This is a genomic window from Kitasatospora sp. P5_F3 (assembly GCF_054049135.1).
The window spans coordinates 46,984-62,498 of record NZ_JBFUMY010000014.1 but is presented as its reverse complement, the minus strand read 5'-3'; the positions used below and the strand labels follow the sequence as shown (position 1 = coordinate 62,498).

Sequence of the window (15,515 nt, the reverse complement as noted above, 5' to 3'; positions counted from 1 at the left end):
CCCCAGGTCAGCGCGTCGGTCCGGGCCGGGGCAGCGACCCGGGCCCGGCCGGTCAGGCGGGGCGCTTGGCGTAGTCCGTGTAGCCCTGCCAGTCGAGCACCACACACGCCTCGTCACCGACCACCCAGGCGTCGTGCCCGGGGGCGATGACCATCGCGTCACCGGGGACGAACTCCTGCTCCTCCCCGTCGTCCATCCGGACCGTGATCCGCCCCGACAGGCAGTAACCGGTGTGGGCGGACTGGCAGCTCTCGGTGCCCGCGATCGGCTTCACGTGCTCGGACCAGCGCCAGCCGGGTTCGAAGGTGGCCCGCCCCAAGGCGATGCCGTCCAGGTCGACCAGTGCCAGCTGCCCCTTGCCCGCCTCGAAGGGGCGGACCTCCTCCGGTGTTTCCAGGCTCTTCCGCAGCATGCCGGACATCACGCCTCCTTCGGTGGCCGCCCGGACGGACTCTGCCGTGGAGAGGACGGCCCTCCTCCCCACGGTACGCCGCCTGCGGGGCGCTCTCCTTTCGTGCCAGAGCCCGCTGCCACCGCCATCGGCCGACCCTCGGTGCGTGGATAGGGTGGCGGTCATGATCAGGCATCTGGAGTTCGAACGGCTGCACAACTTCCGTGACTTGGGGGGATACCGGACCTCGGACGGCCGGGAGACCCGGCCCGGGCTGCTCTACCGCTCCGACTCGCTGGGCAAGCTGGCGGGCGAGGACCTGGCGCGGTTCGAGAAGCTGGGCGTCCGGACGGTCATCGACCTGCGCTACCCGTGGGAGATCGAGCGCAAGGGCCGGGTGCCCGAGCTGTCCGGGCTCGGCTACCACAACCTGAGCATCGAGCACCGCCCTTACGACCAGGCCGCGTTGGGCCCCGAGGTGGACCCGGCGGTGTACCTGGCCGAGCGGTTCGCCGAGGTGGCCTCGGACGGGGTGGCCGAGATCCGGGCCGCCCTGCAGGTGATCGCCGACCCGGCGAGCGGGACGGTGGCCTTCCACTGCGCCTCCGGCAAGGACCGCACGGGCATCATCGCCGCCCTGGTGCTCACCCGGCTCGGCGTCCCGGAGCAGACGGTGGTCGAGGACTTCGCGCTCACCGGACTCGCCACCGAGCGGCTGGTCGCCGAGTGGCACGCCTCCTACCCCGACCTGGTGATGAAGTGGCCCGGCTACGGCCGGGCGCCCGCCGAGCTGATGCGGCGCTTCCTGGCCGACCTGACGGAGCGGTACGGCTCGGTCGACGACTACCTCACCCGACAGCTGGGCCTGGACGAGGAGTTCACCACCGCGCTGCGGGCCAAGCTGCTGCTCTGATCCAGGCTGCCGGTCTGATCCGGCGCCTACCGCCGGACGGCCCGGTCGAGGGCTGCCGCCAGCACCTGCGGCGCCTCGGCCAGCGAGGGACCGTACCAGGTCAGGTGACGCCCACTCAGCAGCGCCGTCGGAATGCCGGGGAAGGCCTCGGGCCCGTCCTCGGCGGTGAAGCGGTACGGCTCGTCCGGCAGCACCACCAGCTCCGGGCGGGCCGCCAGCAGCTCACCGATCGGGATCGCCGGGTACCGCTCCGGGTGCTCGGCGTGGATCAGCCGCACGCCGAGCCGCCGCAGCACGTCCCCGGCGAAGGTGTCCCGGCCCAGCACCATCCACGGCCGCCGCCAGATCGGCACCACGGCCCGGACCGGCGCCCGTTCGGGCAGCGCCTGCCAGGCCAGTTCGGCGGCGTCCAGCCAGTCCGGCCTCGCCAGCCCCAGATCGCCCGTCAGCAGCTGCGCCAGCTCGGCGAAGGCCTGCGGCAGCGTCCGCACCTCGGTGACCCGGACGGACAGCCCGGCCGCGCGCAGCGCCGCCAGGTCGACGGCCCGGTTCTCCTCCTCGTTGGCCACCACCAGATCCGGCCGCAGTGCCACGATCCGCGCCAGATCCGGATTCTTCGTCCCCCCGACCCGCGCCACCGTCAGATCCCCGGGCTCACTGCACCAGTCGGTCACCCCGACCAACAGCTCCCGCCCGACCAGCTGCTCCCGCCCGCTCACCGCGATCGCCTCGGTGAGCGAGGGCACCAGTGACACCACCCGCATCGTCATCCGGCCACGCTACCGCCCGGGCTCTCCCCGGCGGGGCCGCCGGTGGCAGGACTGTCACAGAGCCGCCACAGGGCCGCCACCAGGGTGAACCAACCGCTGGTGGTGGGCGTGGCGGGTCGCCGGGTGGGTACCCGGAAGGTCATGGGACTCATTCGCAGGCGCCGCCAGGAGGACTCCGTACCCGAGCCGGTCGGTGAGGACGTGGCGGGCGAGCTGGCCGCGCTCGCCACCGAGATGGAGCGCGACCTGCCGGAGGCGAGCCCGGCCGTTCGGGAGGCGTGGTACCGGCGGAAGGGCGGGCAACGGGCCAGGGAGCTGATCCGCACGCTGACCCGGGTGCTCGGGCGCAGCGGGCTGGCGGCGGCGAAGGGGGTGGGGTGGGGAGGGAAGGCACTGGCCGACCGGCTGCTGATGGCCGCGCCGCGGATCCCGATCCGCAGCGTGGCGACCCTGCGTGCGCAGCACCCGACGGCGGCCACCCCGGAGGAGCTGGCCGAACTGATCACGCTCGGGGCCTGCCGGTCCTCGGCCGCGCTCGGGGCCGGGGCCGGGGCGGCGGCGATGCTGCCGGTGCCGCCCGCGATGCTGCTGGAGATCGCGGCCGAGACGCTCTCGGTCGCGGCGGTGGAGATCAAACTGATCGCCGAGCTGCACGAGATCCACGGGCAGCCCGCCGTCGGCACGGTCACCCAGCGGGCCGGTGCGTACGTCGGCGCCTGGGCCGACGGCCGGGGGATCGACCGGGCGGCGCTGATCCGGCCGGCGAGCCTGGCCGCGCTGGCGGTCGGCTCGGAGGTACGGCAGAAGCTGCGCAAGCGGCTGACCAGGAGCACCCTGCGCAAGCTGCCCTCGCTGATTCCGCTGATGATCGGAGCGGGGATCGGCGCCACCATGAACCGCCGGGACACCCGCAAGCTGGCCGACCAGGTCCGGGCCGATCTGGCCGGACGCAAGGTGCTCGACCCCGGGTACTGGGCGGCGGCCGCACCCACTGGGGAGCGGGCGGTGGAGGCCTGACGGTCAGAACTATTGACGGTCCGTCTAATAATCTCTAGCTTCTCGGGGCAGAGGGGTGCGCCGTGCCCTTCGGCCAGCCCGAGGAGGAGAGAGCCGATGACAACCGCAGCCGGCCGCAGGCCGACCGTCAGGACCGCCCCGGAGGAGTGGCCGGAGGAGCGCCGCCGGACCGCCGAGCGGCTGCTCGCCTCCTCCGCCAAGGTCTCCTTCGACCCGCTCACCGAGGTGGACTGGGCCTCCCCGCCGGTGCCCGGCCGCTACTACAGCCCGGCGCACAACCTCTCGCTCTACGGCACGCCGCTCTGGGACGCGCTGACCGAGGAGCAGCGGATCGAGCTCAGCAAGCACGAGGTCGCCAGCATCGCGAGCGTCGGCATCTGGTTCGAGGAGATCCTGATGCAGATGCTGCTGCGGCACGCCTTCGACCGCGACCCGACCAGCGCGCACGTGCAGTACGCGCTGACCGAGATCGCGGACGAGTGCCGGCACTCCGTCATGTTCGCGAAGATGATCTCCTGGATGGGCGTGCCCGCGTACGGTCCGGGGCGGCTCTCGCACGAGCTCGGCCGGCTCTTCAAGGCGATCTCGACGCACAGCCAGACCTTCGGCGGCACCATGTACGTCGAGGAGATCCTGGACGCCTTCCAGCGCGAGCTGATGAACGACGAGTCGATGCAGCCGCTCACCCGCCAGGTCTCCCGGATCCACGTGATCGAGGAGTCCCGGCACATCACCTACGCCCGCGAGGAACTGGTCCGCACCAAGGTCGGTCCGCTGCAACGCCGTTGGGAGCAACTGCTGCTCGGCCTGGTGGTGCACCGCTCCACCGTCGGCCTGATCAACCCCAGGCTGTACGCGGCCGTCGGCATCGACCCGAAGGTCGGCCGCAAGGCCGCCCGGAACAACCCGCACTGGCACGCCACCAAGAAGCAGATGGCCGCCAAGGCGATCGACGTCCTCGACCGGGCCGGCCTGGTCGGCCGGACCAACCGCTGGCTGCTCCGGTCGGCCGGGGTGATCTGACGGTCGGTCAGGACGTACGGGAGATGCGCCGTTCGGTGGGAACCGAGCGGCGCGGGTGCGGACAGGGGTTGTTGCGGGATTGATACGGCCGGTTCAGGGTTCGACCCGGAAGCCGTGCCTGCGGCCGAGCCAGGACAGCGAGTCCATGCCGGGCTTGCCGTCGGCGTCCGGGCCGGAGTATCCGAGGTTGAGCTGGAGCTGCCGGTACGCGTCGATGGTCACCGTCCCGAAGGAGCCGTCGACGAACGGGTGGGCCAGCAGCCCCTCCGATTCGAGGGCCCGCTCCAGGCGGAGCACCTGCGGCCAGGAGTAGGAGCGGTGGCCCTGTTCGGCCGGCGGGTCCCAGGACGCCGCGTGGTTGACCTGTCCGACGTACAGCACCTCAGGAAGCTCGACGGGAATCTCCAGAGTCGTGGGTCCGGTGCCCTGGCCGTCCTGGTTCTGGTAGGCGGGGTCCGCGCAGCGGATCCCCTCCGCGAACCTGGGATATCCGTACCCGTAGACGTAGGAGTCCCTGCGTTCGCGGGTGACCAGGGAGACCTGGTCGTTCCAGTTGCCCTCCACTGAGGTGACGGTGGTCTCGGTGTAGCTCACGACGATGCCGGTGTGCTCACCACCGCCGGGGCCGAAGACGACCTGTGCCCCCAGGCCCGGGTACTCCGAGAAGCGACCGTCGCTCCTCCAGGCCTCGGTGGACTTCCCGCAGTTGTCGAACTTGCCGGGGAGCAGGCCCACCAGCCCGACACGGTTGAAGATGCACCAGACGAAGATGTCGCACCAGGCGACACCGTCCTCTCCGAATTCCTTGCCGAACTCCGTCCGGTTGTCGCCGGTCTCATGGATGCCGAGGTACGACTTCGCTTTGTCGATGACGAGATCTCGTTCGTTCATGCCCGATGCTCCTGGTGTCGGCCCAGCCTGGAGGTGAGCCTGGTAGGCACCGTTCGTGAAGGTGCTCCACTGCTTCCACCCGTTGCCGCTCTTGAAGATGGCGTAGGTGGCGGCAGCGTTCTTACTGGGATCGTGCAGAGCTGACTCCACACGGAGGGTGTCGGGAAATCCGTAGGACTGGGGCTTCCGCAGGGCGCGGATCTGCCAGAGCCCGACGGACGGTCCCCACTTGTCGTCCACCAGCGTGGTGTCGCCGAGGGCGTCCGGGTTGCCGCTCGACTCCGCCATGGCCACGGCTGCGGCGATACCGACGTCCTGACCCGAGAAACCGGCCTGTTCGGCCAGGGATCTCAGCTCATTGATGTTCACGGCTACTCCTTACCTGCCCGTCGGATCCTTGACGATCCCGGGCAGCGACGAGAGCGGGAGATGAAGAGCGCCTTTGGGGGTGAGGCGGTCACCTGCTTCCACGGAATCAACCGATGCCATGGCAGGCGCGCGAAACTCAACACATGACGGGAGGGATGGCTGGCCGCACCTGAGGGCGCGCCTGGATTACGGCCATATATTCACCGTGCGCTCAGGCGTGGGCGGATGCAACCCCTGAGCGTCTCTTGAATGGTCAAGTGAACTCGCCGTCGGCTGCGGCGAGTTCAGATCCTGCCGTGCTACCGCCAGTCGGGTTCGAAGGTCGGGGCCGGCAGCGACTCGTCACCCTCCTCGTCCTCGTCTTCGAGGGAGAACGCCGCGGTGGTGATCCGCCCGCTCAGCAGGTCGTGGAGGAACTCGACTGCCCCCATCGCGTAGGCCTCGTAGTACCAACTGCGTGGGCTCCATGCGACGACGGTCCAGCTGTCCGGTTCCGCCTCGGTGAGCCAGCAGAGCCGGGCTCCGTTGTCGACGCCGGCCCACGGCAGCAGTCCGCCGGGCTCGGGGTAGAAGGGATACGGACACTTGTCGGGATTGGTCCGACGGAAGGACCGTTCGCCGTCCAGCAGCTGCCGGGCGCTCTCGACCAGCAGGTTGCGACTGCCGAAGGGCGTCAGCGGTGCGATGAAATCGACGAACAGGCCGGAGCCGTAACGCTCGATCAGATCCTTGAAATCTGCGGGAAGCCCGAGCCCGAGGGCGGCCTCGACCTCCGCCCAGTCACCGTTCGCGTGGACCGGGTTCGCGGGTGGCTGCACCAGGCGTATCAAATCGTCGATCGTCGTCATGGCGGAGAGTGTAGGGAGCTCTCGCCGGGCGTTTCGCCGCTGACCCTTGAAACGGGGGACGAACCTCGCATGCCCCGCCTAACCTCGTCCTTTCGTGAGCCGGGCTTTCGAGCGTGAGCTGGATGCCCCTCCGTACTGTGTCAATATCCCTTGCACCGGGTCCGGAGCTGTGCGGAGGATGGCCTGTGCAGAAACTGGATGCCTGGCTTGCTGACCGGCGTGAATCCCTCAACGCCGTAGGACGGGAGAGGGTGACCTCCTTCGAGCGGGCCGCTGCGGCGTTGCCCACCTACTTGGCGGCTTTGGAGTTGACCGATCTCGGTCCGATGGTCGGCAGCCCCCTGTCTCCCAACGTGCTCCGCGAAGTCCGGCAGAGCGACGGATCTGTCGCCGTTCTGAAACTGATCGGTGAACCCCAGCACGCGGAGGCCGCGACGTTGGCTGCCTGGACGGCGCATCGGGTGCCGTGCGCTCCTCTCCTCGACCACGGTGTCGGCGCCCATGCCCCCGATGTCACACACCTGTTGCTGGGGAAAGTCTTGGGCGTTGAGTTGCCGCACACGGAGATGGCTGCAGCCACGGAACAGGTCGTCAGGTTGTTCCATCAGGCACACCTCACGCCGCCGACAGCGGTGGCGCGCTTGCAGGACTTCCTTGAGCCCAGACTTCATGACGCCGTACGAGTTTGGCGGGAGTCCGGACTGCCCTCGCCTGAAGGCGCGTTGCTCGTTCTCGCGGATGCCGCCATCGAGCCCGTCCTGCTGCACGGTGATGCGGTCGGCTTCAATCTCCTGAGATCAGGTGCCGAGCTCGCGCTCATCGACCCCGCAGGCGTAAGCGGACCAGCGGAGTTCGATGCCGCGCGTTGGGTGGCACGCTGCCTGGCCGTCACCGGGCCGAGCGCCTTGGACGGCCTAACCGAGACCGCACTGTCCGCAGACGTGGCGCTGGATCGGCATTTGTTCGACGCCTGCGTCGCAGTAGAGCTGGTGATTGAAGTGCGGCATCGGATCACCAGCCCGCACATGTTTCTCAGTGTTGGAGCTCCAGCACAGACCTTTGACGCCGACACTCAGCTGCTTGCCGAGGCGGCGGCCCATCGGATGGCGGCGGCAGGTTGATCAGCCTCGTGCCCTCAACCAAGCGACACGAATAGCGCTCGGTCTGCGACTCCCGCAGGTTCGCGGAGATCTTCTCGACAGGCGTTGCGGGGGCACGGCTGAACTGGGTGACGTTCTCAACTCTCCAGGGCGGACGCTTCGGTGAGGCGCTGGAGCAGTCCGAGCAGGGTCGTGCGGTCCGCCTCCGACAGTGCGGCGAAGCAGTCGGCGAGGACGTCGTCGGCGACCTCGTGGCCGGCGGCCAGGAGCTGTTCGCCGGCGGAGGTGAGGTGGTGCTCGATGCGTCGGCCGTGTCCTGGCCGGCGCTCGACCAGGCCCCGGGTCGTCAGGCGGCCGACGAGGGTTCCGAAGGCCTGCTCGCTCTGGAAGGTCGCCGTGGCCAGCTCGCGGGCCGAAGCGCCGGGGGTGCGGCCGATCGCACGCAGGGCGTCCCACTGGGCCAGTGTCGTGCCGACGGTGGTCAGGGCGGTGTCGAGGGCCCGGTGTTGGCGGTACTGGGCTTGCTTGACCGCCCTGCCAAGGACTTGCAGGTCATCGCGCATGGGCTGAGTCTACGCCAGAGCCAAGCTAGCTTATATAAGCATCTTTAGTTACTGTGATGGCATGTCAGCAGAACGCACCACACTCATGTCCGACGATCTGTCACTCACCCTGTCCGAGGCGGGAGTCGGCAGGCCGGTCCTGATACTGCACGGCGGCGGGGGTCCGGCCACGGTCGCCGGTCTCGCCGGGCAGCTCGCCCGGACCGCGCACACCATCACCCCGGTGCACCCCGGCTGGGACGGCACCCACCGCCCCGACTGGCTCACCGGCATCGACGACCTCGCCCTCACCTACCTGCACCTCCTCCGCGATCGCGGACTGCACGACGTCCTGGTCATCGGGTCCTCGCTCGGCGGCTGGATCGCCGCCGAGATGGCAGTGCGCGACACCGAGGGAGTGATCACCGGCCTGATCCTGATCGACGCCGTCGGCGTGCACGTCGAAGCGGCACCGATCACCGACTTCTTCGCCCTCGACGCCCGCGGCGCGGCCGAGCATTCCTGGCACGATCCCGACCGGTACCACCTCGACCCCGCCGCCCTGCCGGGCGCCGAACTCGCCCGCAGGCAAGCCAACATGGCCACCATGCGGACCATCGCCGGCGACCCCTACATGCACGACCCCAAGCTGCTCCGCCGGCTGGGACGTATCGGAGTGCCGGCCCTCGTGCTCTGGGGAGAGAGCGATCGCATCGTCACTCCCGTCTATGGTGCGGCGTACGCCGCCGCCTTCGGCAACGGCCGGTTCGAGGTCATCCCCAAGGCGGGCCACCTGCCGCAGATCGAACAGCCGGAGGCCACCCTCGCGCTGATCGAGGCCCACCTGGGCCGGACGGGCGCCGCGTCCGGCGGTGCGGCGTGACGCCGTACAGAGCGGTCAGTCCGCTGACGGCCAGGCCGACAGGTGGCGGGTGCTCTCGAAGTGTCTCGGCTCGCCGGTCACCGGGTCGGTGAACTCTAGGGTGTGGGCGAGGAGTTGGAGCGGGTGGCGGAAGTCGTCCGGGGCCGTCTCGGGCAGCACGTCGGGGTAGAGCGGGTCGTGCAGGATCGGGATGCCCAGGGCGCTCAGGTGGACCCGGAGCTGGTGGGTCTTGCCGGTCTCGGGCAGCAGGCGGTACCCGGCCAGGCCGTTCCGGTGTACCAGCAGTTCCACCACGCTGCTGCTGTTCGGTGCGCCCGGCACCTCACGGGCCGTCAGTTCGCCGCGCTCCTTCACCAGGTGGCTGCGCACCGTACGGGGCAGCGTCAGCCCCGGGTCGAACGGTGCGACCGCGCGGTACTCCTTGCGGACCCGGCGCTCGGCGAACAACAGCTGGTAGGCGCCCCGGTACTCCGGCCGCGCCACGAAGAGCGTCAGCCCGGCGGTCAGCCGGTCCAGCCGGTGGGCCGGGCTCAGTTCGGGCAGCGCCAGCTCGTCCCGCAGCCGGGACAGTGCCGTCTCCACCACGTGGCGACCGCGCGGCGTGACGGCCAGGAAGTGCGGCTTGTCGGCCACCACGATCCGCTCGTCCTGGTAGAGCACCGTCAGCGGGAACGGCACCGGCACCTCCGGCGCCAGCTCCCGGTGGTACCAGACGTAGCCGCCCGGCAGGTACGGCGCGTCGGCGGGGAGCGGTCCCGCCACCCCGTGCACCGCACCGTCGGCGAACATCGCGTCGACCAACTCGGGCGGCACCGGCAGCCGGTCGACCAGGTAGTCGCGCACCGTCGCCCAGCCACCCTCGACGGGCAGCCGCCGCCGGACCGGGTCGACCCCGCGCCGCTGCGGCAGCGGGGCGGGCGGTACGGCGGATCTGCGTCTCATGTCGAGCCAGCGTAGTCGAGTGGCCGACGGCGGTTCCGGCCCCGGGCCGGGGCAGAATGGGGACCCGGACACCGAGCTCGGGAGGCAGTACCGTGACGCGACCGGCCCAGCAGAGCGAGGAGTTGGCGACGCTTCGTCAGCTGCTGCGCACCCGCCCGCCGATGGACCGGAAACTGCCGGTCTTCGACCCGGCCGACGCTCCGGCCGACCCCGCTACCCTGCACGTGTCCTGGCTGCTGGAGGCGATGACCGCCGAGCTGCCGGACGCCCAGGTGGTCACCGTCTCCACCTCGGACGGCGACGGCCACCCCGACGCCCGGGTGCTGGTGCTGCGCGACATCGACCCGGCCACCGGCGGCTGGAGCTTCTTCGCCGACCTGCGCAGCCCGAAGGGCGAGCAGCTCGCCGTCACCCCCTGGGCCGCGCTCACCTCGTACTGGCCCGACTTCGGCCGCCAGGTCAGGGTGCGCGGCCCGGTCGAGGCGATCGGCCGGCAGGACGCACCGCCAGCCGAGCGAGGCGTCGGCCCGGCCGGGCACACCGCCGCCGTGGTCGGTCGGCAGAGCCAGCGGCTGGGCAGCGCAGGTGAGTTGGAGTCCGCCTGGCGGCTGGCCGCCGCCGAGGTGGCCGCCGACCCGAACGCCCCGGTGCCGGGCCTGACCCGGTACGTGCTGCGCGCCGAAGCGGTGGAGTTCTGGCAGGGCGACCCCGGGCGGCGGCACATCCGGCTGGCGTACGAGCGGGCCACCTGCGGGTGGGAGCGGGGGCTGCTCTGGCCGTGAGCGGTCGTGAGCGGCTGGCGCCCCGGGGCGTCGGCCGGTGTCCGGCGCCCGTGACGGGTGTCAGCGAGCGGTCGGCGGGCTGGGACGGCGGCCCGGCCGCATGCGATGATCGTCGTGTGCTTCGGGTGCCTGGAACATCGGTCCTCCGGCGGGGCCGGTCGGCCGGACCAGCCTCGGCGCTGGCGGCTGCCCTGCTGTTGGTGCTCGGCCCGGCGGCCGCTCCGGCCGCCGCCGACGGCAGCCCACGGCGCGAGTTCACCGTCCAGGACGCGCGGATCACCGAATCCAGCGGCCTGGCCGCGAGCCGTCGGCACCCCGGCGTCTACTGGACGCACAACGACAGCGACGACGGCCCGTACGTCTTCGCCGTCGACTCCCAGGGCCGGACGCTGGCCACCGTCACCCTGCGCGGGGTCACCCTGCGGGACGCCGAGGCGATCGCGCTCGGCCCGGACAACCAGCTCTACCTGGCCGACATCGGCGACAACTTCAACGGCAAGTGGCCCGAGGTCTGGCTGTACCGCTTCGCCGAGCCCTCCCAACTCGGCGACCAGACCGTGCAGGCCACCCGCTACCGGGTCCGGTACGCGGACGGGCCGCGCGACGCCGAGGCGTTGCTGGTCCACCCGGTGACCGGCCGGGTGTACATCGCCAGCAAGAGCGACAAGGACCAGGGACACCTGTACCAGGGCCCCGAGAGCCTCTCCATCTCCGCCGTGAACACCTTCAAGAGCATCGCCGACGTCCCCTGGGTCACCGACGGCGGCTTCTCGCCGGACGGTACCAAGGTGGTGCTGCGCGGCTACTTCTGGGCGAAGCTCTACGACTGGAAGGACGGCACCATCACCGCCCCCGAGACGGTGAACGTCCCGTTCCAGCGCCAGGGCGAATCGGTCACCTTCGCGGCCGACGGCGGCTCGCTGCTGTTCGGCAGCGAGGGCAAGCAGAGCGAGGTCTGGCGAGTCCCGCTCGCCGCCGACCCGACCCCCACCGCCCCCAGCCCGTCGCCCACACCGGCGGTACCGGGCGCCGCCCCGGAGCCGAAGGCCGAGCCGAACCACGCGGGCGCGCTGCTGCTGGTGATCGCCGCCGTCGGGGCGCTGTTCCTCTGGCGCAAGGGCCGCAACTCCGGCTGACAACCCGTTGCCTGCCGGTCGTCGGCCTGTTGGGATGCAGGGCTTTCGACGGCGGGAGGGGACGGCTTGGCGGTGTGCGGACTGCGGTGCGGCGCCTTGGAGCGTCGGCAGAGCGGGACGCTCAGAGGTGCCGCCCACCTCGTGGGGCAGCAGCGGTGGCGGCAGGTGCCGTCAGGCCGGTCTTGCCCTGCGCGACGCACAGGATCACGTACCCGGTGCGCAGCAGGCCGAGGCCGAGAGCAACGGCCGGGAAGACGTAGAGCCAGGTACCCGAGGCGGTCCAGGTGAGAGTCAGGGTGAGAAGCACGGCGAAGTAACAGAAGTTGATCAGGAGCAGCGGCCAGCCCGAGTCCGTCTTGGCGCGGTTCAAGCGCTGCCAGGTGGTGCGCGGCATGGATATCGGGTGGGGACTGAATCGCTGCTGGGGTGTGGGTCGAGTGGATTGCATAGCGGCCAATATGACAGTCGATGTGCCCCCCCGTGCAAGTCATCTCGGTCGGGCCCCAGTCCTGGCCGGACGGTTCGAGGATCAGCTCCAGGAGCTCGTCGCCCCGGTTGATCACGAGCATCGACACCGGGTTCCCCAGGTTCCGGATGGCCGGGTGGCTGAAGTCACCGGCGTTCGGGTAGCTCCGGACGCGGGGGCGGTGTCGCCGATGGAGGGTAGCGTGGCCACGGTCACGTACCTGCCCGGGAGGTTGACGATGCACTTGACGGTCCGTTCGTTCCGCACACCCGAAGGCGTCACGCTCGGGGTCGAGCACTTCGGCGATGCGGCGGCGCCGCTCGTGCTGCTCGTGGGCGGCACGACCATGCTGTCGTGGCCCGACGCGCTCTGCGAGGCGCTCGCGCGCGGCGGACGTCACGTCGTGCGCTACGACCTGCGGGACTCCGGCACGTCGACGACCGTCGACCCCGAGGCGCCCGCGTACACGCTCCGGGATCTCGCCGCCGACGCGGCCGCGCTCGCCCGCGGGCTCGCCGACCGGCCGGCGCACCTGGCGGGCATCGGCGTCGGCGGGATGGTCGCCCAGGTCGCCGCGCTCGACCATCCGGACGCGTTCTCGGCGCTCACCCTGGCCGGGACGCGGCCCGTCGCCCCCGGCCCGGTCGACCACGATCTGCCCGACCACGACGAGGCGGTCATGAAGCGAGGGTTCGCGCTCCCGAGGCCCGACTGGGCCGACCGCGCTGCCGTGGCGGAGTTCGCCGCCGCCAGAGCGGAGATCCTCGGCGACGATCCCGCTGCGGCACGCGCCACCGCCGAGCGCGTCTTCGACCGCACGCCGAGCACGGAGCCCGCGGTCCAGACGGCCAATCAGATGGGCCTGGTGTTCGCCAAGCTCGACTGCAAGCCGCGGTGGCGGGAGCGCCTGCCCGAGCTGGCGATTCCGGCGCTCGTGGTGCACGGCCGCCACAACCGGTTCTTTCCGGTCGGCAACGGCGAGGCACTCGCGCGCGAGATCCCCGGTGCACGGCTGCTGGTGCTCGAACAGGCCGCGACCGCGATCCCCGACGCGGCGGCCGATGAGGTCGCCACGGCGATGCTCGCGCTCCAGAGCCGGTAATCACCCACTCGGCAGCGGTAGTTCGGGCCGCCGGGGGTCGGACGGGGGCTGATAGCCTCGCAGCCCACCTGGCGAGAAGGAGCCCCGATGGCCGTCGTCCACAACACCAGCATGAAGCCCGGCAAGCTCGAGCTGCTCACCGCCTGGCTGCCGCAGCAGTCCTGGTACCTCGGCTCGGGCCGGGCGCCCGAGCTGGTCAGGGCCGGCGGGTTCCGGCTGGACGATCCCGAGGGCGAGGTGGGGATCGAGTTCCTGGTGGTGGTGGACACGGCGGGGCCCGATCCGGTGGCCTACCTGGTGCCGATGAGCTACCGCGGTGCGCCGAACGGAACCGGGCCGGGATCGGGGCTGATCGGTATCTCCGAGCACGGGGTGCTGGGCACCAGGTGGATCTACGACGGAACCGCCGACCCGGTGCTCATGACCGAGCTGGCGGCCCTGTTGGGCGGGCGGGCCGTGCCGCAGAAGCAGAGCGAGAGCGACGCCCCGGACCCGACCGTCACGGTGTACCCGGTCACCGCCGGGGACGCCTTCAGCTACGAAGTCCTTCACGTCCTGCGGCCGTTGGAGGAGCCGGCCAGCGAACTCCCGGGCGAAGCCGGTACGGGCCAGGTCGTCGCGGGCTGGGTCCGGCCGGACGGCACCGCCGCTCGCGCCGTCTTCGCGACGGCCGTCCCGTAGCACGGCCGGTTCGACGGGCCGCGCTGACTGGTCATGAGAAGGCCGTTCGTAGGGATAACGTCATGGCGTGTCACACACCGAAACCTCCTCTGCCGTGCTCCTGCCCCGTCCGGAGCGCCCGCGCACCGTCCCGATCGCGTCGATAGCCGAGCTCCTGGGTATCCCCGGGACTCCGGCCGACGTCCTGGTCACGGGTATCACGCACAGTCACTCCGCAGTCCTCCCGGGCGACCTGTACGTGATCCTGCCGGACAGCCGGGCGGATGCCCGGGAGGCGGTGGCGGCGGCGCGAGCGGCCGGGGCGGTGGCCGTACTTGCGGAGGCGGCCGCAGCGGAGCGGGTGGGCGGGTGCGGGTTGCCGGTGCTGGTGGTGGCCGGTCTGCGGTCGCGGCTGGCGGAGCTGTCCAGCTGGTTCTACGGTCGGGCGGCGGACGGCCTGTTGAGCTTCGGGGTGACCGGCACCAACGGGAAGACGACCAGCTGCTACCTGCTGGAGGGCGGCCTGATCGGTGCCGGCCGGACCCCCGGCCTGCTGGGCACGGTGGAGCGACGGCTCGGTGCCGAGCGGTTCGCCGGTGAGCTGACCACCCCGGAGGCGCCGCAGCTGTACGCGCTGCTGGCGGTGATGGCGGAGCGCGGCGCGGACGCGCTGGCGATGGAGGTGTCCAGCCACGCGCTGCGCCTGGGCCGGGTGGACGCCCTGGTGCTGGACGTCGCGGTCTTCACCAACCTGACGCACGATCACCTGGACTTCCATCCCGACATGGCGGACTACTACCGTGCGAAGGCGGCCCTGTTCACCCCGGACCGGTGCCGGCGCGCGGTGGTCAACATCGACGACCCCCACGGGCGCAGGCTGGCGGGGGAGGCGGGCGTGCCCGTGGTGACGTTCTCCGCCGAGGGCGACCCCGGAGCGGACTGGCGCGCGGTGGACACCGTCCTGCTGGCGGGCGGTTCGACGTTCCGGGTGCTCGGTCCCGGCGGAGCCTGGGCGGAGGTCCGGATCGCGCTGCCCGGCGGCTACAACGTGGCCAACGCCCTGGGCGCCGTCGCGGCCCTGGCCACCGCCGGCCTGCCGCTGGCCCGGGTGGTGGCCGGGATCGGTGCGGTGGCCGGCGTACCGGGGCGGGTGGAACGCGTCGAGGCCGGGCAGCCCTACCTGGCCGTGGTGGACTACGCCCACCAACCCGACGCGCTGCGGGCCGTCCTGACGACACTTCGGGCGGTCACCCCGGGACGGCTGCACGTGGTGATCGGCTGCGGCGGCGACCGCGACACCGCCAAGCGGGCCGTGATGGGCGAGGTCGCCGCCCGGTTCGCCGACACCGCCGTCCTGACCACCGACAACCCCCGCTCCGAGGACCCGCTGGCGATCCTGGCCACGATGCGTGCGGGTGCGGCCGCCGTGCCCGACGCCGAACGGGGCGAGCTCCTGGTCGTCGCGGACCGCGCCGAGGCCATCGCCGCCGTGGTGGCCCGTGCGGACGCCGGTGACACCGTGCTGATCGCCGGGAAGGGCCACGAGAGCGGCCAGCAGATCGGTGCCGTGAGCCTTCCGTTCGACGACCGGGCGGTACTGAGGGCGGCGATCACGGCCGCACGGGACACTGCCGGTGCAGCCAACTGCCGCTAGCAGTAAGGCTGTTGGCGCGACCTGAG

The 15,515-nt window shown here is 71.3% G+C and carries 17 protein-coding genes; 10 read left to right on the top strand and 7 right to left on the bottom strand.

Features of this window, described 5'->3' with window-relative positions; all coding sequences use genetic code 11:
* Window positions 1-52: 52 nt before the first annotated feature.
* The gene (locus ACXJMZ_RS12415; RefSeq protein WP_457030065.1) at window positions 53-421 is read right to left on the bottom strand and encodes a cupin domain-containing protein; all 369 of its coding nucleotides are present in this window, start codon (window positions 419-421) and stop codon (window positions 53-55) included.
* A 154-nt stretch (window positions 422-575) separates the two neighbouring features.
* On the opposite strand from ACXJMZ_RS12415, the gene ACXJMZ_RS12410 reads away from it, so the two are divergent.
* Window positions 576-1,304, top strand: a complete 729-nt coding sequence (locus ACXJMZ_RS12410) for a tyrosine-protein phosphatase (RefSeq protein ID WP_457030064.1) — start codon at window positions 576-578, stop codon at window positions 1,302-1,304.
* Between the two features lie 26 nt (window positions 1,305-1,330).
* Here the strand turns inward: ACXJMZ_RS12410 and ACXJMZ_RS12405 are convergent, their stop codons facing one another.
* The gene (locus tag ACXJMZ_RS12405; RefSeq protein WP_457030063.1) at window positions 1,331-2,074 is read right to left on the bottom strand and encodes a helical backbone metal receptor; all 744 of its coding nucleotides are present in this window, start codon (window positions 2,072-2,074) and stop codon (window positions 1,331-1,333) included.
* 141 nt (window positions 2,075-2,215) lie between these two features.
* Here ACXJMZ_RS12405 and ACXJMZ_RS12400 point away from each other — a divergent pair, with 141 nt between their 5' ends.
* Window positions 2,216-3,091, top strand: coding sequence for a hypothetical protein (locus ACXJMZ_RS12400; protein ID WP_457030062.1), 876 nt, complete (start codon window positions 2,216-2,218; stop codon window positions 3,089-3,091).
* A 96-nt stretch (window positions 3,092-3,187) separates the two neighbouring features.
* Window positions 3,188-4,114, top strand: a complete 927-nt coding sequence (locus ACXJMZ_RS12395) for an AurF N-oxygenase family protein (RefSeq protein ID WP_457030061.1) — start codon at window positions 3,188-3,190, stop codon at window positions 4,112-4,114.
* Between the two features lie 93 nt (window positions 4,115-4,207).
* Here the strand turns inward: ACXJMZ_RS12395 and ACXJMZ_RS12390 are convergent, their stop codons facing one another.
* Both ACXJMZ_RS12390 and ACXJMZ_RS12385 read right to left on the bottom strand, forming a co-directional pair.
* Window positions 4,208-5,374 carry a transglycosylase SLT domain-containing protein gene (locus ACXJMZ_RS12390; RefSeq protein WP_457030060.1) on the bottom strand — a complete coding sequence of 389 codons (1,167 nt, stop codon included), beginning with the start codon at window positions 5,372-5,374 and terminating at the stop codon, window positions 4,208-4,210.
* Window positions 5,375-5,673: 299 nt separating this feature from the next.
* Entirely contained in the window at window positions 5,674-6,222 is a 549-nt protein-coding gene (locus ACXJMZ_RS12385; RefSeq protein WP_457030059.1) for an SMI1/KNR4 family protein, read from the bottom strand.
* A 185-nt stretch (window positions 6,223-6,407) separates the two neighbouring features.
* Between ACXJMZ_RS12385 and ACXJMZ_RS12380 the strand changes: the two genes are divergently transcribed.
* Window positions 6,408-7,343 carry a hypothetical protein gene (locus ACXJMZ_RS12380; protein WP_457030058.1) on the top strand — a complete coding sequence of 312 codons (936 nt, stop codon included), beginning with the start codon at window positions 6,408-6,410 and terminating at the stop codon, window positions 7,341-7,343.
* A 116-nt stretch (window positions 7,344-7,459) separates the two neighbouring features.
* Here the strand turns inward: ACXJMZ_RS12380 and ACXJMZ_RS12375 are convergent, their stop codons facing one another.
* Entirely contained in the window at window positions 7,460-7,885 is a 426-nt protein-coding gene (locus ACXJMZ_RS12375) for a MarR family winged helix-turn-helix transcriptional regulator (RefSeq protein WP_457030057.1), read from the bottom strand.
* Between the two features lie 61 nt (window positions 7,886-7,946).
* On the opposite strand from ACXJMZ_RS12375, the gene ACXJMZ_RS12370 reads away from it, so the two are divergent.
* Window positions 7,947-8,747 (top strand): alpha/beta fold hydrolase, encoded by an 801-nt coding sequence (locus ACXJMZ_RS12370; protein WP_457030056.1) that lies wholly within the window; start codon window positions 7,947-7,949, stop codon window positions 8,745-8,747.
* A 15-nt stretch (window positions 8,748-8,762) separates the two neighbouring features.
* Here the strand turns inward: ACXJMZ_RS12370 and ACXJMZ_RS12365 are convergent, their stop codons facing one another.
* Window positions 8,763-9,689, bottom strand: coding sequence for a pseudouridine synthase (locus ACXJMZ_RS12365; protein WP_457030055.1), 927 nt, complete (start codon window positions 9,687-9,689; stop codon window positions 8,763-8,765).
* Between the two features lie 92 nt (window positions 9,690-9,781).
* Here ACXJMZ_RS12365 and ACXJMZ_RS12360 point away from each other — a divergent pair, with 92 nt between their 5' ends.
* Together ACXJMZ_RS12360 and ACXJMZ_RS12355 are read left to right on the top strand one after the other, a co-directional pair.
* Window positions 9,782-10,471 (top strand): pyridoxine/pyridoxamine 5'-phosphate oxidase, encoded by a 690-nt coding sequence (locus tag ACXJMZ_RS12360; RefSeq protein ID WP_457030054.1) that lies wholly within the window; start codon window positions 9,782-9,784, stop codon window positions 10,469-10,471.
* Between the two features lie 125 nt (window positions 10,472-10,596).
* Entirely contained in the window at window positions 10,597-11,607 is a 1,011-nt protein-coding gene (locus tag ACXJMZ_RS12355) for a hypothetical protein (RefSeq protein WP_457030053.1), read from the top strand.
* 121 nt (window positions 11,608-11,728) lie between these two features.
* Here ACXJMZ_RS12355 and ACXJMZ_RS12350 read toward each other — a convergent pair whose 3' ends face one another.
* Window positions 11,729-12,001, bottom strand: coding sequence for a hypothetical protein (locus tag ACXJMZ_RS12350; RefSeq protein ID WP_457030052.1), 273 nt, complete (start codon window positions 11,999-12,001; stop codon window positions 11,729-11,731).
* Between the two features lie 310 nt (window positions 12,002-12,311).
* Here ACXJMZ_RS12350 and ACXJMZ_RS12345 point away from each other — a divergent pair, with 310 nt between their 5' ends.
* The 3 genes from ACXJMZ_RS12345 (at window position 12,312) to ACXJMZ_RS12335 (ending at window position 15,489) form a co-directional block, all read left to right on the top strand.
* Complete coding sequence (locus ACXJMZ_RS12345) at window positions 12,312-13,175, top strand: alpha/beta fold hydrolase (RefSeq protein WP_457030130.1); 864 nt, start codon at window positions 12,312-12,314, stop codon at window positions 13,173-13,175.
* A gap of 87 nt (window positions 13,176-13,262) precedes the next feature.
* On the top strand, window positions 13,263-13,856 hold the full coding sequence (locus tag ACXJMZ_RS12340; protein WP_457030051.1) for a maltokinase N-terminal cap-like domain-containing protein: 594 nt from the start codon (window positions 13,263-13,265) through the stop codon (window positions 13,854-13,856).
* A gap of 67 nt (window positions 13,857-13,923) precedes the next feature.
* Window positions 13,924-15,489, top strand: coding sequence for a UDP-N-acetylmuramoyl-L-alanyl-D-glutamate--2,6-diaminopimelate ligase (locus ACXJMZ_RS12335; protein WP_457030050.1), 1,566 nt, complete (start codon window positions 13,924-13,926; stop codon window positions 15,487-15,489).
* Window positions 15,490-15,515 lie beyond the last annotated feature (26 nt).